At 41.0% G+C, this 16761-nt stretch carries 17 protein-coding genes; 13 read left to right on the top strand and 4 right to left on the bottom strand.

What is annotated here, in order from left to right; genetic code table 11:
• Positions 1 to 210: 210 nt before the first annotated feature.
• From ATS71_RS18665 to ATS71_RS05070, 4 genes are all read right to left on the bottom strand, one after another.
• Positions 211 to 366 (bottom strand): hypothetical protein, encoded by a 156-nt coding sequence (locus ATS71_RS18665; RefSeq protein WP_171034630.1) that lies wholly within the window; start codon positions 364 to 366, stop codon positions 211 to 213.
• Positions 367 to 617: 251 nt separating this feature from the next.
• The gene (gene groL / locus ATS71_RS05080; RefSeq protein WP_058403831.1) at positions 618 to 2267 is read right to left on the bottom strand and encodes a chaperonin GroEL; all 1650 of its coding nucleotides are present in this window, start codon (positions 2265 to 2267) and stop codon (positions 618 to 620) included.
• A gap of 49 nt (positions 2268 to 2316) precedes the next feature.
• On the bottom strand, positions 2317 to 2604 hold the full coding sequence (locus tag ATS71_RS05075) for a co-chaperone GroES (RefSeq protein ID WP_006791252.1): 288 nt from the start codon (positions 2602 to 2604) through the stop codon (positions 2317 to 2319).
• A gap of 110 nt (positions 2605 to 2714) precedes the next feature.
• A complete protein-coding gene (locus tag ATS71_RS05070) occupies positions 2715 to 3191 on the bottom strand; it encodes an FxsA family protein (protein WP_058403830.1) in 477 nt (158 codons plus the stop codon).
• Between the two features lie 170 nt (positions 3192 to 3361).
• Between ATS71_RS05070 and cutA the strand changes: the two genes are divergently transcribed.
• From cutA to hflC, 13 genes are all read left to right on the top strand, one after another.
• Positions 3362 to 3682 carry a divalent-cation tolerance protein CutA gene (cutA, locus tag ATS71_RS05065; RefSeq protein ID WP_058403829.1) on the top strand — a complete coding sequence of 107 codons (321 nt, stop codon included), beginning with the start codon at positions 3362 to 3364 and terminating at the stop codon, positions 3680 to 3682.
• Positions 3682 to 5472 carry a protein-disulfide reductase DsbD gene (locus tag ATS71_RS05060; RefSeq protein ID WP_058403828.1) on the top strand — a complete coding sequence of 597 codons (1791 nt, stop codon included), beginning with the start codon at positions 3682 to 3684 and terminating at the stop codon, positions 5470 to 5472. The genes cutA and ATS71_RS05060 overlap by 1 nt, the downstream gene beginning before the upstream one ends.
• 229 nt (positions 5473 to 5701) lie before the next feature.
• Positions 5702 to 6154 (top strand): type II 3-dehydroquinate dehydratase, encoded by a 453-nt coding sequence (gene aroQ, locus ATS71_RS05055; RefSeq protein WP_058403827.1) that lies wholly within the window; start codon positions 5702 to 5704, stop codon positions 6152 to 6154.
• 44 nt (positions 6155 to 6198) lie between these two features.
• Entirely contained in the window at positions 6199 to 6666 is a 468-nt protein-coding gene (gene accB / locus ATS71_RS05050; protein WP_008128370.1) for an acetyl-CoA carboxylase biotin carboxyl carrier protein, read from the top strand.
• 26 nt (positions 6667 to 6692) lie between these two features.
• The gene (gene accC / locus ATS71_RS05045) at positions 6693 to 8033 is read left to right on the top strand and encodes an acetyl-CoA carboxylase biotin carboxylase subunit (RefSeq protein WP_058403826.1); all 1341 of its coding nucleotides are present in this window, start codon (positions 6693 to 6695) and stop codon (positions 8031 to 8033) included.
• Between the two features lie 126 nt (positions 8034 to 8159).
• Complete coding sequence (tsaE, locus tag ATS71_RS05040; RefSeq protein ID WP_058403825.1) at positions 8160 to 8627, top strand: tRNA (adenosine(37)-N6)-threonylcarbamoyltransferase complex ATPase subunit type 1 TsaE; 468 nt, start codon at positions 8160 to 8162, stop codon at positions 8625 to 8627.
• A gap of 27 nt (positions 8628 to 8654) precedes the next feature.
• Complete coding sequence (locus ATS71_RS05035) at positions 8655 to 9998, top strand: N-acetylmuramoyl-L-alanine amidase (protein ID WP_058403824.1); 1344 nt, start codon at positions 8655 to 8657, stop codon at positions 9996 to 9998.
• A gap of 36 nt (positions 9999 to 10034) precedes the next feature.
• Positions 10035 to 11876: a DNA mismatch repair endonuclease MutL gene (gene mutL, locus ATS71_RS05030; RefSeq protein ID WP_058403823.1), complete on the top strand. Its 1842-nt coding sequence runs from the start codon at positions 10035 to 10037 to the stop codon at positions 11874 to 11876.
• 10 nt (positions 11877 to 11886) lie between these two features.
• Entirely contained in the window at positions 11887 to 12804 is a 918-nt protein-coding gene (gene miaA, locus ATS71_RS05025) for a tRNA (adenosine(37)-N6)-dimethylallyltransferase MiaA (RefSeq protein WP_058403835.1), read from the top strand.
• 81 nt (positions 12805 to 12885) lie between these two features.
• Complete coding sequence (gene hfq, locus ATS71_RS05020) at positions 12886 to 13149, top strand: RNA chaperone Hfq (RefSeq protein ID WP_006791241.1); 264 nt, start codon at positions 12886 to 12888, stop codon at positions 13147 to 13149.
• Positions 13150 to 13164: 15 nt separating this feature from the next.
• On the top strand, positions 13165 to 14448 hold the full coding sequence (gene hflX, locus ATS71_RS05015; RefSeq protein ID WP_058403822.1) for a ribosome rescue GTPase HflX: 1284 nt from the start codon (positions 13165 to 13167) through the stop codon (positions 14446 to 14448).
• A gap of 106 nt (positions 14449 to 14554) precedes the next feature.
• Positions 14555 to 15715, top strand: a complete 1161-nt coding sequence (gene hflK / locus ATS71_RS05010; protein WP_058403821.1) for an FtsH protease activity modulator HflK — start codon at positions 14555 to 14557, stop codon at positions 15713 to 15715.
• A 14-nt stretch (positions 15716 to 15729) separates the two neighbouring features.
• Positions 15730 to 16608: a protease modulator HflC gene (gene hflC, locus ATS71_RS05005; RefSeq protein ID WP_058403820.1), complete on the top strand. Its 879-nt coding sequence runs from the start codon at positions 15730 to 15732 to the stop codon at positions 16606 to 16608.
• Positions 16609 to 16761: the final 153 nt, after the last annotated feature.

The raw sequence follows: 16761 nt of genomic DNA, 5'->3' as shown, positions 1-16761 counted from the left end.
TGGACTTATAATAATGAACGCCCTAACATGGGCATAGGTGGCATAACACCCATACAAAAACTGGAAAAGTTAAACAACGAAAATTCTACAGATAGCCTCCATTAAAAATGGGGGGATTACCCATTTAGTAATTAACTTCATAAATTATTAATAATAAATGTACAGTGTTTCGCAAGTACTTGTCTATTGTTAGCTAATATACGTAATCATTTATTCTATTTCTTCATCCGGCGGGTCGCCTGTGTCTTCTTTACGTTTTCTTTGCTCTTGTTTAGCTTTTTGAACATTTTCGTAGGTAGGTGGCGGAATAGGCATCAATGAGATAAGCGGGAAAAACGCTAAAAATAGATATGCCCCCTTTGGCATACTTTTGCCCTACGCTATCATTTTTAACAAAAGCCAAGCTATTAAAAGCAGCAATACCGAGACTAGGGTCACAAGCACCGAGAAGAAAGTAATTCCATTACTATTAAGTATGTCCATGGTGTCGCTTTTTAACTTATACGTTATTACTACTTTGGGGGTAAATTGAACAATATCAATAACAAAAGTATTAAAAAGCAAAAACCCAGCCGAAGCTGGGTTTTTATATAAGCAAGGTGCTTAAACGGTGATGATTACATCATGCCGCCCATTCCACCCATTCCGCCCATGCCACCCATATCAGGTGCACCAGCAGATTCATCTTTAGGGATTTCAGCAACCATAGCTTCGGTTGTGATCATTAGACCCGCAATAGAACCTGCAAACTGTAGTGCAGAGCGCGTTACTTTAGTTGGATCTAAGATACCCATTTCAATCATGTCGTTGTATTCGCCAGTTGCTGCATTGTAACCGTAGTTACCTTCGCCGCCTTTAACTGCGTTAATAACAACAGATGCTTCATCACCCGCGTTAGTTACGATTTGACGAAGTGGGGCTTCCATTGCACGAAGTGCAACTTTAATACCGTGGTTTTGATCTTCGTTGTCGCCAAGTAGTTCAACTAGCTTGCTAGCTGCACGTACTAGGGCAACACCACCACCCGGTACTACGCCTTCTTCAACCGCTGCACGCGTTGCATGTAATGCATCTTCAACACGGTCTTTTTTCTCTTTCATTTCAATTTCAGTCGCAGCGCCTACTTTAATTACTGCAACACCGCCGGCAAGTTTAGCCATACGCTCTTGTAGTTTTTCTTTATCGTAGTCTGATGTTGCTTCTTCAATTTGTGCTTTAATTTGAGCAACACGACCGGTAATGCCTTCTTCTTCGCCAGCACCATCGATAATAGTTGTATCGTCTTTAGTGATAACAACGCGCTTAGCTGTACCTAGGTCTTCAACCGTTGCTTTTTCAAGCTCAAGGCCAATTTCTTCTGAAATAACAGTACCGCCAGTTAATACAGCAATATCTTGTAACATTGCTTTACGACGGTCACCAAAGCCAGGTGCTTTAACAGCAGATACTTTAACAATGCCGCGCATGTTGTTCACTACTAGTGTTGCAAGTGCTTCGCCTTCAAGGTCTTCTGCAATGATAAGTAGTGGCTTGCTTGCTTTAGCAACGGCTTCAAGTGTTGGTAGTAACTCACGGATGTTAGATACTTTTTTATCTACAAGTAGAATAAATGGGTTATCTAACTCAACGGCGCCTTTTTCAGCGTTGTTGATGAAGTAAGGAGATAGGTAACCACGGTCAAACTGCATGCCTTCTACAACATCTAGTTCGTTTTCAAGTGATTGACCTTCTTCAACGGTAATAACACCTGTATTACGGCCTACTTTTTCCATTGCCTCTGCAATGATGTCGCCAATTTCTTTATCAGAGTTAGCTGAAATAGTACCTACTTGAGCGATAGCTTTAGTATCAGCACAAGGAACTGAAAGCGCTTTAAGTTCTGCAACAGCCGCAATGACTGCTTTGTCGATACCGCGCTTAAGATCCATTGGGTTCATGCCTGCAGCAACCGCTTTAAGGCCTTCATTAACAATAGATTGTGCAAGTACTGTAGCGGTAGTTGTACCATCGCCTGCTGCATCATTTGCTTTAGATGCAACTTCTTTAACCATTTGCGCGCCCATGTTTTCAAACTTGTCTTCAAGTTCGATTTCTTTTGCTACAGATACACCATCTTTGGTGATCACTGGAGAGCCAAACGATTTATCTAGTATAACGTTACGGCCTTTAGGACCTAATGTAACTTTTACTGCGTTTGCTAGGATGTTTACGCCCGTTAGCATTTTAGCGCGTGCGTCGCCTGCAAAAAGTACTTCTTTAGCTGCCATGTTTTAAATTCCTCTAAATTCTTAAATATGTGTTAAACGAAAAGTAGGCTTAGCCCACAATGCCTAAAATGTTGTCTTCACGCATGATCAGGTACTCTTGACCTTCGATCTTTTCAGTTTTCTCAACATATGAGCCAAATAACACAGTGTCACCGGCTTTTACTTCTAAAGCTCTAACGTCACCGTTATCTAAAATACGACCATTACCTACGGCTACTACTTCTCCGCGAGTTGATTTTTCAGCTGCAGAGCCAGTTAATACAATACCGCCAGCAGATTTTGTTTCTTCTTCTAGACGTTTAACGATTACGCGATCTTGTAAAGGACGAATGTTCATGTTTTTTAGTTCTCCTAACAGTTTCTGAACAATACAGAAAAAAGCTTTTCTAATTTGCATTCATTAATGGGGGTAGAGTGAAAAATTCCAAGAGAAAAAATGATAATTTTTTAATCTTTTCGTTCAAACTCACCATCAATGGTTGTTGGTTGTTCGGTTTGATGTTGGTCACGCATTGAATGTGGTTGTTGAGTATAAGGTGAAGCGCCTTGTTGCATACCCGCACTCATTCGTACAGTTGCTTGACTTGCAAGGCCTGCAGCTAATTTATTACGAATTGCAGGGGTTAATAAAAGTAAGCCAAAAACGTCTGTCATAATGCCTGGCGTTAACAGTAGTACACCGGCAATAATAACGCATATTCCCGTAAATAATTCTTTAGCAGGCATTTGGCCTTGCGCCATTTGCGTTTGCGCATTTTGTAGTGCGCCCATGCCTTGTTGCTTAACCATTTTAGCGCCTAAAACTGCAGTAATAACAACCAATGCAATAGTCGCTACACCGCCTATTACGTCGCTGACTTGAATTAACAATGCGATTTCGATAATAGGAATGATAATAAACAACACAAATAAAAATCTAAACATAATGCTCTCTAAATAGGGTACTCGTAAGAGTTGATGAAATATAAGTGAGGGTTGATAGGTCTCTTTTCAAGGTTAATGAGTAGGTAGTGTCATTTAACTGGATTTCTACACATTGGCTTACCTATCAGATACTATGAAGCTAGACATCGTTCAATAAGTAAAGGTTCATAATGAATACACAATTTAAATTAATTTTTACTACCTGTAAAAACGAAGCTGAAGCACGCATGCTTGGCAAAGCCTTGGTAGAAAAAAAGCTGGCTGCGTGTGTAAATATTTTACCCGAAATGTCTTCTATTTATATGTGGGAAGGCGAGGTGAAAGAAATGACAGAAGTTAAAATGCTAGTGAAAACCAAAACAGAGAAAATGAACGATGTGTTTTTAACGATAAAAGCGATGCATAGTTACGAAGTACCCGAAATACAAGTTATTGACATAACAACCGGAAACTTAGCCTATTTTAATTGGATGGATGAGGTATTACATTAATGCGCTTTTTGTTTTTGCTATTAGTGACATTATTAATAGCCCCTGCGAAGGCTACACCAAATAATGTGCTTAACGATTTATTAGCGCCCACGCAGCAAACCTTTTTACCGGTAACACAAGCGTTTGAGTTTGACTTTGATCAGCAAGGCCGCACCTTGTTTATTGGGTGGGATATTGCGCCAGGTTACTATTTATATAAACAAAAAATAGAAATACTCGCTAAAGACGCCAGCATTGAAGTAGGAAACTTAGGTGATGGCGAAATTATCGAAGATGAATTTTTTGGTAAAACAGAGGTATTTTTTCAAAGCGTTAGTATTATCAGCAAACTGAGTAACGTCAATGAAGGCGCTGTAGTAAAGGTGCGATATCAAGGCTGCGCTGAGGCTGGGCTATGTTACCCGCCAGAAGTTATCTCAATTCCATTAAGTGTAATTGCGGGCGAGCAACCGCAAAGTGCAGCACCGTCTAGTACCGCAAGCGCATTAACCGAGTCAACATCGCAACCAGATGCCGCAGCACTCAAAAAAGACCTTACTTTTACAGAGCAACTCGCTAGCCAAAGTTTAGCGATTAATTTATTAGTATTTTTTGCAGTGGGGGTTGGGCTTGCTTTTACGCCGTGTGTGTTCCCGATGTTTCCTATATTGTCGAGTTTAATTGCCGGGCAAAAAAACTTATCAACTAAAAAAGCCTTTGCACTTTCGTTCATATATATACAAGGTATGGCGGTAACTTATGCGGCGCTTGGATTAGTCGTTGCAGCATTAGGTGGGCAAGTACAGGGGTATATACAGCATCCCTATGTACTTATTAGCTTTAGCTTATTATTTGTATTACTGGCTATGTCGATGTTTGGGTGGTACGAAATAAAACTTCCTAGCAGCATGATGAGTAAGCTCACGCAGGTAAGTAATAATCAAAAAGGCGGCAATTATGTTGGCGTATTTTTGATGGGGGTATTATCGGGTTTAATTGCATCCCCTTGTACCACGGCGCCGCTATCAGCTGCTTTATTATATGTTGCGCAAAGTGGTGACTACTTAGTGGGCGGCTTAACGTTGTATGTATTGAGTTTAGGGATGGGGCTACCTTTATTATTGCTTGGTACATCGGGCGGTAAATTACTGCCTAAAGCGGGTGGTTGGATGGAGCAAGTTAAAACGCTGTTTGGCTTTGTGATGTTGGTAGTTCCGCTAATATTATTAGAGCGCTTGGTCAGTGCCAACATTATATTACTTATGGCAGGTATATTGGCGTTAGCTGCTGCTTTGTACTTACACCATTGGCAAAGTAATCAGCAGCAAAGTAAATTAAAAACAGCGCTATGGTTCGCGGCCATGTTGTTGGTATTTACTGGCTTTAGCTTAGCAAAAGACTATTTTTGGCCTGTACAAATTCAAGCAAGTTCACAAAACAATGAGTTTAAACACGTTGCCAATTTAGCCGAGCTAAAAGTCGCGATTGCTGACGCAAATAAACAAGACCGACTTGTTATGGTCGACTTGTACGCCGACTGGTGTGTGGCATGTAAAGAGTTTGAACATTACACCTTTCCTGATGAAAGAGTGCAAAAAGAGTTTAGTCATTATCAGTTAATCCAAATCGATTTAACTGAAAGTGACAGTAAAACCATAGCGCTAATGGAAGAGTATGACGTATTCGGTTTACCGAGTATTTTATTTTTTAATACTCAAGGACAAGAGCTAAGTGCGTTGCGTGTGACGGGCTTTTTAAATGCTGACGATTTTGCTAAACATCTTGCTACAGTGCGTGCCAGCGCACAATAATAGTGCAATAAAGCCACTTAAGTTTACTAAGTGGCTTTGTTCTTCATACCTTTCAAAATGTACCCATAATAGTGATTGGACCAGTATTTTGCTGTTATTTACGTCGAAATCACTATAATACCCAGCTAACGTGAGAAAATGTTGCAATTTAGCTTTTTTATGCTTAGTTTAAAGTGAAAAAATAGCTGGCAATGGCTTAACTCATTACTTAGAGGGTATATCGCGTATTATGGCTGCAAAATTAAAGATTTTAGTTGTTAATGGTCCAAATTTAAACATGCTAGGAAAGCGCGAACCAGAAAAGTACGGTACGCAAACACTTAGCGAGATTATGAGCGAACTAACAGATACCGCTAATAGTCTAAATGTTGAACTTACGCACTTTCAAAGTAATGGTGAGCAAGCGCTCATAGAACGAATTCATAATGCTTGGCAAGCGGTTGATTTTATTATTATTAACCCCGCAGCATTTACGCATACAAGCGTTGCATTACGTGATGCATTGTTAAGTGTTGATATTCCGTTTTATGAGGTGCACTTGAGTAATGTGCACGCACGTGAAGCTTTTCGCCATCATTCTTATTTTTCAGATGTGGCACAAGGCGTTATATGTGGATTAGGTGCAATGGGTTACCACGCAGCATTAAATGCAGCAGTTAACCGGTCGCAAAACGCAATTTAATTTTAAAAATTAACACACTAACAAACTAACAGGCGGGTCGTGTAATGGATATTCGCAAGATAAAAAAACTGATCGAATTAGTAGAAGAATCGGGCATTGCTGAGCTAGAAATCACTGAAGGTGAAGAGTCAGTACGCATAAACCGTAATAACATGAGCGCGGGTCCAGCTTACCCACAATTTGCTCCACAACAATATGCACCAGCTCCTGCACAGCAGGCTCCAGCTCCAGCAGCACCTGTAGCAGTTGAAGCAGAAGCAGCACCTGCTGCACCAACGGGTCATCAGGTTAAATCACCTATGGTTGGCTCATTTTACTCAGCATCTTCTCCAGAGGCACCTGCTTACGTAGAAGTGGGCTCTAAAGTTAATGTAGGCGATACTTTATGTATCATTGAAGCCATGAAAATGATGAACCAAATTGAAGCTGATAAAGCGGGTACTGTACGCGCAATTTTAGCTGAAAACGGCGAGCCAATTGAATTTGACCAACCTCTATTCATCATTGACTAATAGCATAACGTAAAAGGCCAACTCTAATGTTAGATAAAGTAGTCATAGCAAACCGAGGTGAAATAGCACTTCGTATATTGCGCGCCTGCAAAGAGCTTGGGATCAAAACGGTTGCTGTTCATTCAACGGCGGATCGCGATCTTAAGCATGTATTGCTTGCAGATGAAACCATCTGTATTGGTAAGCCATCAGCAACAGAAAGTTATTTAGATATACCGCGCATTATTGCTGCGGCCGAAATAACTGATGCGGTAGCGATTCACCCAGGTTATGGTTTTCTTGCAGAAAACGCAGATTTTGCAGATCAAGTTGAGCAAAGTGGTTTTGTATTTATTGGGCCAAAAGGCGACACAATTCGCCTAATGGGCGATAAAGTATCTGCTATTGCCGCAATGCGTAAAGCCGGCGTTCCCTGTGTACCGGGTTCTGATGGTCCTGTAACAGACGATAACGAACGCAACATGCAAATTGCTAAGCGCATTGGTTATCCGGTTATTATTAAAGCCGCTGGTGGCGGTGGTGGCCGTGGTATGCGTGTAGTGCGTAATGAAGCTGAATTAGTAAATTCAATTTCGTTAACGCAGCAAGAAGCTAAACAGTTTTTTGGTAACGGTATGGTTTACATGGAGAAATACCTTGAAAACCCACGTCATATCGAAGTACAAGTACTAGCCGACGGACAAGGTAATGCAGTTCACTTAGGTGAGCGCGACTGTTCAATGCAGCGTCGTCATCAAAAGGTTGTTGAAGAGGCTCCTGCACCAGGTATAACAGCTGAAACACGTAAGTTTATTGGTGAGCGCTGTACACGTGCATGTATTGAAATTGGCTACCGCGGTGCGGGTACGTTTGAGTTTTTATACGAAAACGGCGAGTTTTATTTCATTGAAATGAATACCCGTATTCAAGTTGAGCACCCAGTAACAGAAATGGTTACAGGTATCGACTTGATCAAAGAGCAGCTAAAAATAGCAGCGGGTCAGCCATTATCGTTCACGCAAGACGACGTCGTTATTCGTGGCCATGCCATTGAGTGTCGAATTAATGCTGAAGACCCTGAAACGTTTATCCCGTCACCGGGTAAAATTACGCGTTTTCACCCAGCTGGTGGGTTAGGTATTCGATGGGACAGCCATATTTATGCTGACTACACAGTACCACCGCACTATGATTCGATGATTGGCAAGCTAATTACTTACGGCGAAAACCGTGATGTGGCTATTGCCCGTGCACGCAATGCACTAAACGAATTAGTAATCGATGGGATTAAAACAAACACGCCTTTGCATAAGCGTATTCTTGCAGATGAGAATTTTCAAAATGGTGGAACTAATATTCACTACCTTGAGAAAAAGTTAGGTTTGTAATCTTCCTAAAATATAAAAACCGGCTGAGGCCGGTTTTTTTATGCCTGAAACTTCAATTTATCGCCATAAATAAATAATCTGGTATGATTAGCCAATATGCGCTTTTAAGTTAATTTTGAGGTAGTAATGACCCGTAGTTTTGAATCTCACTTAAATGATGAACTTGCAACTGTTGCAATGGGTAACCAAGTAGCAGCGATTATTGAGCAAGGTGCTGTGATTTATTTACATGGTGATTTAGGCGCTGGTAAAACAACGTTTACACGTGGTGTAGTGCAAGGCTTTGGCCATACAGGCAAAGTTAAGAGTCCAACTTATACACTGGTCGAACCTTACGAACTTGAGCGTGCGAACGTATATCACTTTGACTTGTATCGTTTAGGTGATCCAGAAGAACTCGAATTTATGGGAATACGCGATTATTTTTCACCACAGGCTATTTGTATTGTAGAGTGGCCGGAAAAGGGGGGGGAATTTATTCCTGTGCCTGATTTAGATATAACGCTAAGCTATGTAGGTGACGAGCGTAAAATTGTAATCAATAGCGCCAGTGAGCGTGGTGCAGCAATTGTCGATAAACTAAAAAACAAATAATAAAATAGTGAAGGCAGTAATTATCAAATGAATCGAGGTGTAATTAAACGATTAGTTTACCTCATGGTTTTTACCATGAGCTTTTCTTTGTGGGCACAAAACACAATAAATAGTGTACGTGTTTGGCCATCTCCTGATAGTACACGCGTCGTATTTGATTTAGACGATAAACCTGATTTTAGCTACTTTATGCTTAAAAACCCAAGCCGTTTAGTGGTCGATTTAGAAAACACCAAAGAGCTTAAAATACTACCGGGTGTACCACCTAAGCACCAGATTGTTAGCAAATTACGTTACTCAAAGCCTAAAAATAAACAAAGTGTTCGCTTAGTGTTTGAACTAAGCAAGCCTGTAAAACCGGTACTCTTTGCACTTGCGCCTACGGGGCCTTACAAAAATAGGCTTGTGGTAGATTTGTATAATAAAAGTGAGCCTAAGGTGGTTCCTTCACCTGCACAAAAAGCTGCTAAAAAACGCCAACTTAGCCAAGAGCGAGATATTGTAATTGCTATTGATGCAGGGCATGGCGGTGAAGATCCTGGCTCAATAGGGCCATCTGGTACGTATGAAAAGACGATTACATTGCAAATTGCTAAACGCCTTGAGCGAATGATCGACGCTGAACGAGGCATGATTTCGCGAATGGTACGAAGCGGCGATTACTTTGTAAAACTTAATACACGTACACATCGAGCTCGTCAGAAAAAAGCAGATTTTTTTGTATCTATTCATGCTGATGCTTTCACAAGCCCAGGCCCTAATGGTGCATCCGTTTGGGTTTTATCACTGCGTAGAGCCAACTCTGAAACGGCCAAATGGATAGAGGATAAGGAAAAACACTCTGAGTTACTGGGTGGTGCGGCTGATGTAATCAAAGATGCCACTAACGAAAAATACTTAGCGCAAGCATTGCTTGATATGTCGATGGATCATTCAATGAAAACCGGCTTAAACGTTGCCGAAGAAGTGGTTAAAGAACTTCGTAAAGTTGCTAAACTTCATAAAAAAGACCCGCAGCATGCTAGTTTGTCTGTACTTAAGTCGCCTGATATTCCGTCTATTTTGGTCGAAACTGGGTTTATATCTAACCCTCGAGAAGAAAAATTACTAAAAAGTCCAAATCATCAAGAGCGGTTAGCAAAAGCGATATTCACGTCCATTAAAAATTACTATTTGAAAAATCCACCGGATGATTCGTTGTTTGCAAAACTAAAGTCGCAATACCCCACCAAACATAAAGTACGTCCGGGTGAGTCTTTAAGCATGTTGGCAAATCGCTATGGGGTGAGCATCAGTAAAATAAAAAAAGTAAATAAGCTGAGCTCAAACACGCTTTTTATTGGTCAAGAGCTCGACATACCGCAAAGTTAATCACATAAATCAGTATGCAGTTTGCTAGGAAATATCATGAATATTGAAATACTACCCGCTCGTTTAGCCAACCAAATTGCCGCAGGTGAAGTGGTTGAGCGCCCAGCGTCGGTAGTAAAAGAGCTTGTTGAAAATAGCCTTGATGCAGGTGCAACGCGTATTCAAATTGATATAGAGCGTGGCGGTCATAAGCTAATTCGTATACGTGATAATGGCTCTGGCATAGGTAAAGAAGAGCTCACACTGGCGCTTTCCCGTCATGCAACAAGCAAGCTAAAGTCACTTGATGATTTAGAAAATATTTGCTCACTTGGCTTTAGAGGCGAGGCATTGGCCTCTATTAGCTCAGTATCGCGATTAACACTCAGCTCCAAACCTAAAACTCAAGACGCTGCGTGGCAAGCATTTGCAGAGGGTCGTGATATGGCTGTACAAGTTAAGCCGATTGCCCATCCTGATGGTACAACGATTGAGGTTAAAGATTTATTTTTTAATACCCCTGCACGGCGTAAATTTTTACGTACCGAAAAAACAGAGTTTACCCATATAGATGAGCTTATTAAGCGCATAGCGCTGAGCCGGTTTGATGTATCGATTACGTTGACCCATAACGAAAAAGTAGTTAGGCAATACCGTGCAAAAACAGATCCCGCTCAAGCAATAACGCGTGTTGCACAAGTTGCAGGTAAAGCGTTTGCAGAGCAAGGGCTCCATATCCAATCTGGAGAAGCTGGTTTACAACTGCATGGCTGGGTTTTACCTGTTGGCTCAGCTAATACAACACAGTACACGTACGTAAATAATCGTATGATGCGCGATAAGCTAATATTACACGCTATTCGTCAGGCGTTTGAAGAAGTGAGTGGGGTACAAGAGTTACCTGGGTTTGTGATTTATATTGATATTGACCCACGCCAAGTTGATGTAAATGTGCACCCAGCAAAACACGAGGTACGTTTTCACCAAGGCCGTTTAGTTCACGACTTTATATTGCAAGCTATTAAGCAAGTAGTAGTGCCATTACAAGGTGAGTTTAACAATGAAGCAGTAATGACAACGGATGAGCATTTTCCTCCCTTTACTCATGCTGTGCATTCGTCAACATTTAAAGACGAAGCCAGTGGCAATTTCGACTATCCTAAGTCTCAGTTACAACCAAGTTACTCAGCTAGTTCGGGCTCATCAGGTGCTCCTGGGGCTAAAAATAGTAGTGGTGAGTACAGGGCTCCATCCAGTGCAAATCATCAAGACGTGAATGCGTTTTATCAGGGAGTGAGTGAACAACACGCAGCACACTTTGATGCGGTGGCGCAAACCACTCAGCAAGATTCATTAGTACCTAAGCAAAGTACTATGAATAGGGTGTCTATTATTAGCCTGAATGATGGAAATTGCGTTTTTGGTGCCCAGCAGCAACTTTATTGCTCACATTTTAAATACGTCTTGGTTGATGATTGGCATGAACAAATTAAGGAGCTGGGGAGCCTTGAAGGTAAAGCATTGTTATTGCCTGTACGGGTTAATTTATCAAAAGAGGATTGTTTACTAATAGAAGCACAGCAATCGTGGTTCACGCTGCTAGGCTTTGAATTAGTAATTGAAAAGCAATTTGTTATGGTTAAAAAGTTGCCTTCATGCTTGTATTTACTTGATGTAAGTAATGCCGTTGACGAACTGCTCAGTGCGTGTAAAAAATCGCTTGAAAACATAGAGAGCTGGTTAAAATGGCAGGCTGAATGTATACCGCCGCGCTTTTATGCAAGCAATGTATTTATAACTCAACAAATGCGCTTACAAAATAATCCGCAAACTATTGAACGCTTGCGTGAAAAAGCAGTTAAAATAGAGCTAAGTCAGTATTTAGCGCAATTAAATTAGGGTGTTCGTGTTGAGTCAATTACCAGTTATATTTTTAATGGGTCCCACCGCTGCAGGTAAAACAGCATTGGCTATTTCTTTGTGTGAACACTTAAATACAGAGATAATCAGCGTCGATTCAGCATTAGTGTATAAAGGTATGGATATTGGCACCGCAAAACCTGACGCAGAAGAATTAGCTCGCGCCCCACATCATCTTATTGATCTGCTTGACCCGAGTGAAACGTATTCTGTTGCAGATTTTAGACGCGATGCAATAAAAAAAATTGATGAATTTCATCAACAAGGAAAAGTGCCTGTACTGGTTGGAGGTACAATGCTGTACTTCAAAGCACTTATAGATGGTTTATCGCCTTTACCTGAGGCAAACCCGGCTATAAGGGCTCAACTTGAATCAGAGGCTAGTGAGTTTGGCTGGCCACATTTGTACCAAGAACTAGTAAAGGTAGATCCACAAGCGGCACAAAAAATGAGCAAAAACGACTCGCAAAGAATTAACCGTGCGCTAGAGGTATATCGATTAACCGGTAAAACAATGACTGAACTGCAAAAGCAAAAGCAGCCGCCTTTACCGTATACTTTTCATCAATTTGCCATTGCGCCGCAAGAGCGAAGTGAATTACACCAGCGAATTGAAGAAAGGTTTAAAATAATGATAGATCAAGGGTTTGAAAATGAAGTTTCGGCCTTATATCTACGTAAAGATTTACACCACAATATGCCTTCTATTCGTTGTGTGGGCTATAGACAGATGTGGGATTACCTTGCGGGTGAAGTAAGTCATGATGAAATGGTATTTCGAGGTATTGCAGCAACTCGGCAATTGGCTAAGCGTCAATTAACCTGGTTGAGAAGTTGGCCTGATGTTACTTGGTTAACAACCGGCGATGAAGAAAACTTGCATCATGTAGTAAGTTCGCTAAGCTAGTAGTAGTTGGATATGATTTAGCTTTATTAAATGAGTTCAGCCACTTAATTATAATAACACCTAGAACGAAGGAAGAATAACATGGCAAAAGGCCAATCGTTACAAGACCCATTTTTGAATGCACTACGTCGTGAGCGCATTCCGGTATCAATCTTTTTGGTTAATGGCATAAAATTACAAGGTAAAATCCAGTCATTTGATCAATTTGTTATTTTACTTGAAAACACGGTAAACCAAATGGTTTACAAACACGCAATTTCAACAGTTGTACCTGCTCGCGCAGTCAACTTCCAAGGTGTTCAAGGGAGCGATGACACTGAAGAACCAGAAGCTGGAAACTTTTAATTAGGAGCGTAATGCTTGTTTGACCGCTATGAATCCGGCGAACAGGCAATTTTAGTTCATATCGACTTACCTAAAGAAGGGGATCGTGAAGATCTTCATGAATTAGAAATGTTGGTATCTTCTGCTGGTGTTAGTAGTTTGGCGGTTGTGCAAGGCAGCCGTCAAGCACCACATCCGAAACTATTCGTCGGTACCGGTAAAGCAGAAGAAATAGCTGAGATTGTCAAAATCCACAATGCAGATGTCGTTATTTTTAATCATCAACTCAGACCGTCACAAGAACGTAATTTAGAGCGTGTTTGTGAGTGTCGTGTGCTTGATAGAACGACCCTTATTCTTGATATTTTTGCTCAGCGTGCACGTACCCATGAGGGTAAACTTCAGGTTGAATTGGCACAACTTCGTCACATGTCTACTCGGCTGATCCGAGGTTGGACCCACCTTGAACGTCAAAAGGGCGGTATTGGTTTACGTGGACCAGGTGAAACTCAACTAGAAACAGATAGACGTTTATTACGTGTACGTATTCAAAGTATTCGAGCGCGATTACAAAAAGTGGCTGTTCAACGTGAGCAAGGCAGACGTGCGCGTAATCGTAATGAAATTCCAACGGTATCGTTAGTTGGTTACACAAATGCGGGTAAATCTACATTATTTAATCGTATAACGGACTCTGAGGTATATGCTGCCGACCAGCTTTTCGCGACGCTTGATCCAACTTTACGTAAACTTGAGTTGGGTGATGTTGGTCAAGTGATTTTAGCTGATACCGTGGGCTTTATTCGTCATTTACCTCATGATTTAGTGGCTGCATTTAAAGCTACATTAACCGAAACACGTGAAGCCGATTTACAGCTACATGTAATAGATGCTGCTGATTCGCGAATTAAAGAAAATATTGAGCAAGTGCAATCGGTGCTTAAAGAGATTGAAGCCGATGACGTCCCGCAGCTATTAATTTATAATAAAATTGACGCGCTTGATAATGTTGCTCCGCGTATTGATCGAGATAGTGAAGGCCAACCTATAAGAGTATGGTTGTCTGCACAAACAGGTGAAGGGTGTGAATTACTAAGCGAAGCCATTAGTGAGTTGCTTGCTAAAAAAATGTTTAGTGAAACGCTTTTATTAACCCCTTTATACGGGCGTTTAAGGGCTTCACTGTTTAGCTTAAATGCGGTGCATGAAGAGCGATTTGATGAACAAGGTAATTGGCTGCTAGATGTTAGGATGCCAATGGTTGAATGGAATCGCTTAATTAAAGAATTTGGTCCTGAAATTGTTGGTTTTATCAACTAAGACTAAAAATTGACGTTTAAATGTCGGTTTTTGTATGAGAAACGCGGTAGATTTGATAGATTTAACACAATTTCCTAATTTATTTAGATAACAATGGAGTATAGCTATGGCCTGGAATGAACCGGGTAATAATGGCAATGACAAAGATCCGTGGAACAATAAAGGCGGACGTGATCAAGGCCCACCTGATTTAGACGAGGTGTTCCGCAAGTTTAGTAACAAGTTCGGCAGCTTATTTGGCGGTAAAAAATCCGGCAATGGAAGCGGTGGCGGACTTGGCGGAGCCGGTATTTCATTTATCCTCATTATCGCTGCTATTGTGTGGGCGTTAAGTGGTATTTACACGGTTAAAGAAGCCGAACGTGGTGTTGTTTTACAATTTGGTAAGTATGACCGAATTGCTGAACCAGGCCTGCGTTGGAAAATGACATTTATTGAAACGGTTATCCCAGTTGATATTGAAGCCGTTCGTTCACTGTCGGCGTCTGGTTTTATGCTTACTGAAGATGAAAACGTGGTAAGCGTTGAGTTTCAGGTGCAATACCGTGTTATTGACCCATACCTTTACAAGTTTAGCGTAACGAATGCTGATAGCAGCTTAGAAGAAGCGTTAGATAGTGCACTACGTTATGTTGTTGGTCATGCAAAAATGGACCAAGTTTTAACCAACGGCCGTGAAGTGGTGCGTCAAAATACATGGGATGAGCTTAACAAGGTAATCGAACCATACAATCTTGGTTTAATTGTTACTGATGTTAACTTTAAAGATTCTCGTCCACCGACTGAAGTTAAAGATGCGTTTGATGATGCGATTGCAGCACAAGAAGATGAAGAACGTTTCATCCGTGAAGCAGAAGCATATGCGCGTGAAATTGAACCGCGTGCACGTGGTCAAGTAACACGTATGACGCAAGAAGCTGAAGGTTACCAAGAGCGCATTACATTAGAAGCACAAGGTGAGGTTGCTCGTTTTGAGAAACTATTACCGGAGTATCTAGCGGCTAAAGAAGTAACCCGCGAACGCTTATACATTGATGCAATGGAAGAAGTGTTAGGCAGTAGTTCTAAGGTGTTAGTTGATGTGAAGGGTGGTAATAACATGATGTACTTACCTCTTGATAAAATCATGGAAAAGCAAGGCACAGCAACACGTGTTGCACTACCAAGCTCAAGTGACATTCAAGACTTAAGGAACAAAGTAAATACATCACGTAATAGCACCGTTAATAGCAGCAATGACCGCTTTAACAACGATCGCTTTAACTAGGGGAGATAAGCATAATGAAAAATTTTAGTTTAGTAATATTACTAGTTGCCATTGTGATGTCTTTCTCGTCGGTATTTGTTGTACCTGAAGGGCAAAAAGCAATTGTGCTATTGTTTAGTAAAGTACAAAAAGATAACGATGATCAAGCGGTTGTTTATGGCCCGGGTCTGCATTTGAAAGTCCCATTTTTTAGCCAAGTACGTCGTATTGATGCGCGTATACAAACGCTAGATGGTACGCCGGATCGTTTTGTTACGAGTGAGAAAAAAGACTTAATTGTTGATTCGTTTGTTAAATGGCGCGTTAATGACTTTAGTGCTTTTTACCTGCGTGCCCGTGGCGATAAGCAATATGCTGAAACGCTACTTGAGCAAAAGGTTAACAATGGCCTTCGTACTAACTTTGGTACACGTACAATTCGTGAAATTGTATCGGGTGAGCGAAGTGAGCTTATGGAAGAGGCATTAGTTCAAGCATCTGAGAGTGCTCGAGAGTTAGGCATTGAGGTGCTTGATGTACGTGTTAAGCAAATTAACTTACCTCAAGAAGTAAGTAGTTCAATTTATCAACGTATGCGTGCTGAGCGTACTGCTGTTGCTAAAGAACACCGCTCTGAAGGTCAGGAAAAAGCAGAGACTATTCGTGCAAGCGTTGACCGTCGAGTAACGGTTATGCTTGCAGACGCTGAGCGTAATTCTCGTTCAGTGCGTGGTCAAGGTGATGCAGATGCTGCGGCTATTTATGCAAATGCGTATAACAAAGATCCAGAGTTTTTTAGCTTTGTACGTTCTTTAGAAGCGTATAAGAAAACATTTAAAGGTAAGCAAGACGTTATGGTACTTTCACCAGACAGTGACTTCTTCCAGTATATGAAAGGCGCTAAAGCGCAGTAGACTATATTTTTTACTTTTAAAATATAAAGCCTCGCACATGCGGGGCTTTTTGTTAAATACAATCTAGAACTTTAAATCACTGTTATATATGTGGTTATCTACTCATATTTTAATTTAATAATTCTTCGCAGAAAAAATAAGCTGAACAGGGGT

Origin of the sequence: Pseudoalteromonas sp. H71 (genome assembly GCF_001468485.1) — a bacterium.
Lineage (GTDB): Bacteria > Pseudomonadota > Gammaproteobacteria > Enterobacterales > Alteromonadaceae > Pseudoalteromonas.
The sequence above is the reverse complement of the archived record's forward strand: the minus strand, read 5'-3'. Positions and strand labels throughout refer to the sequence as shown.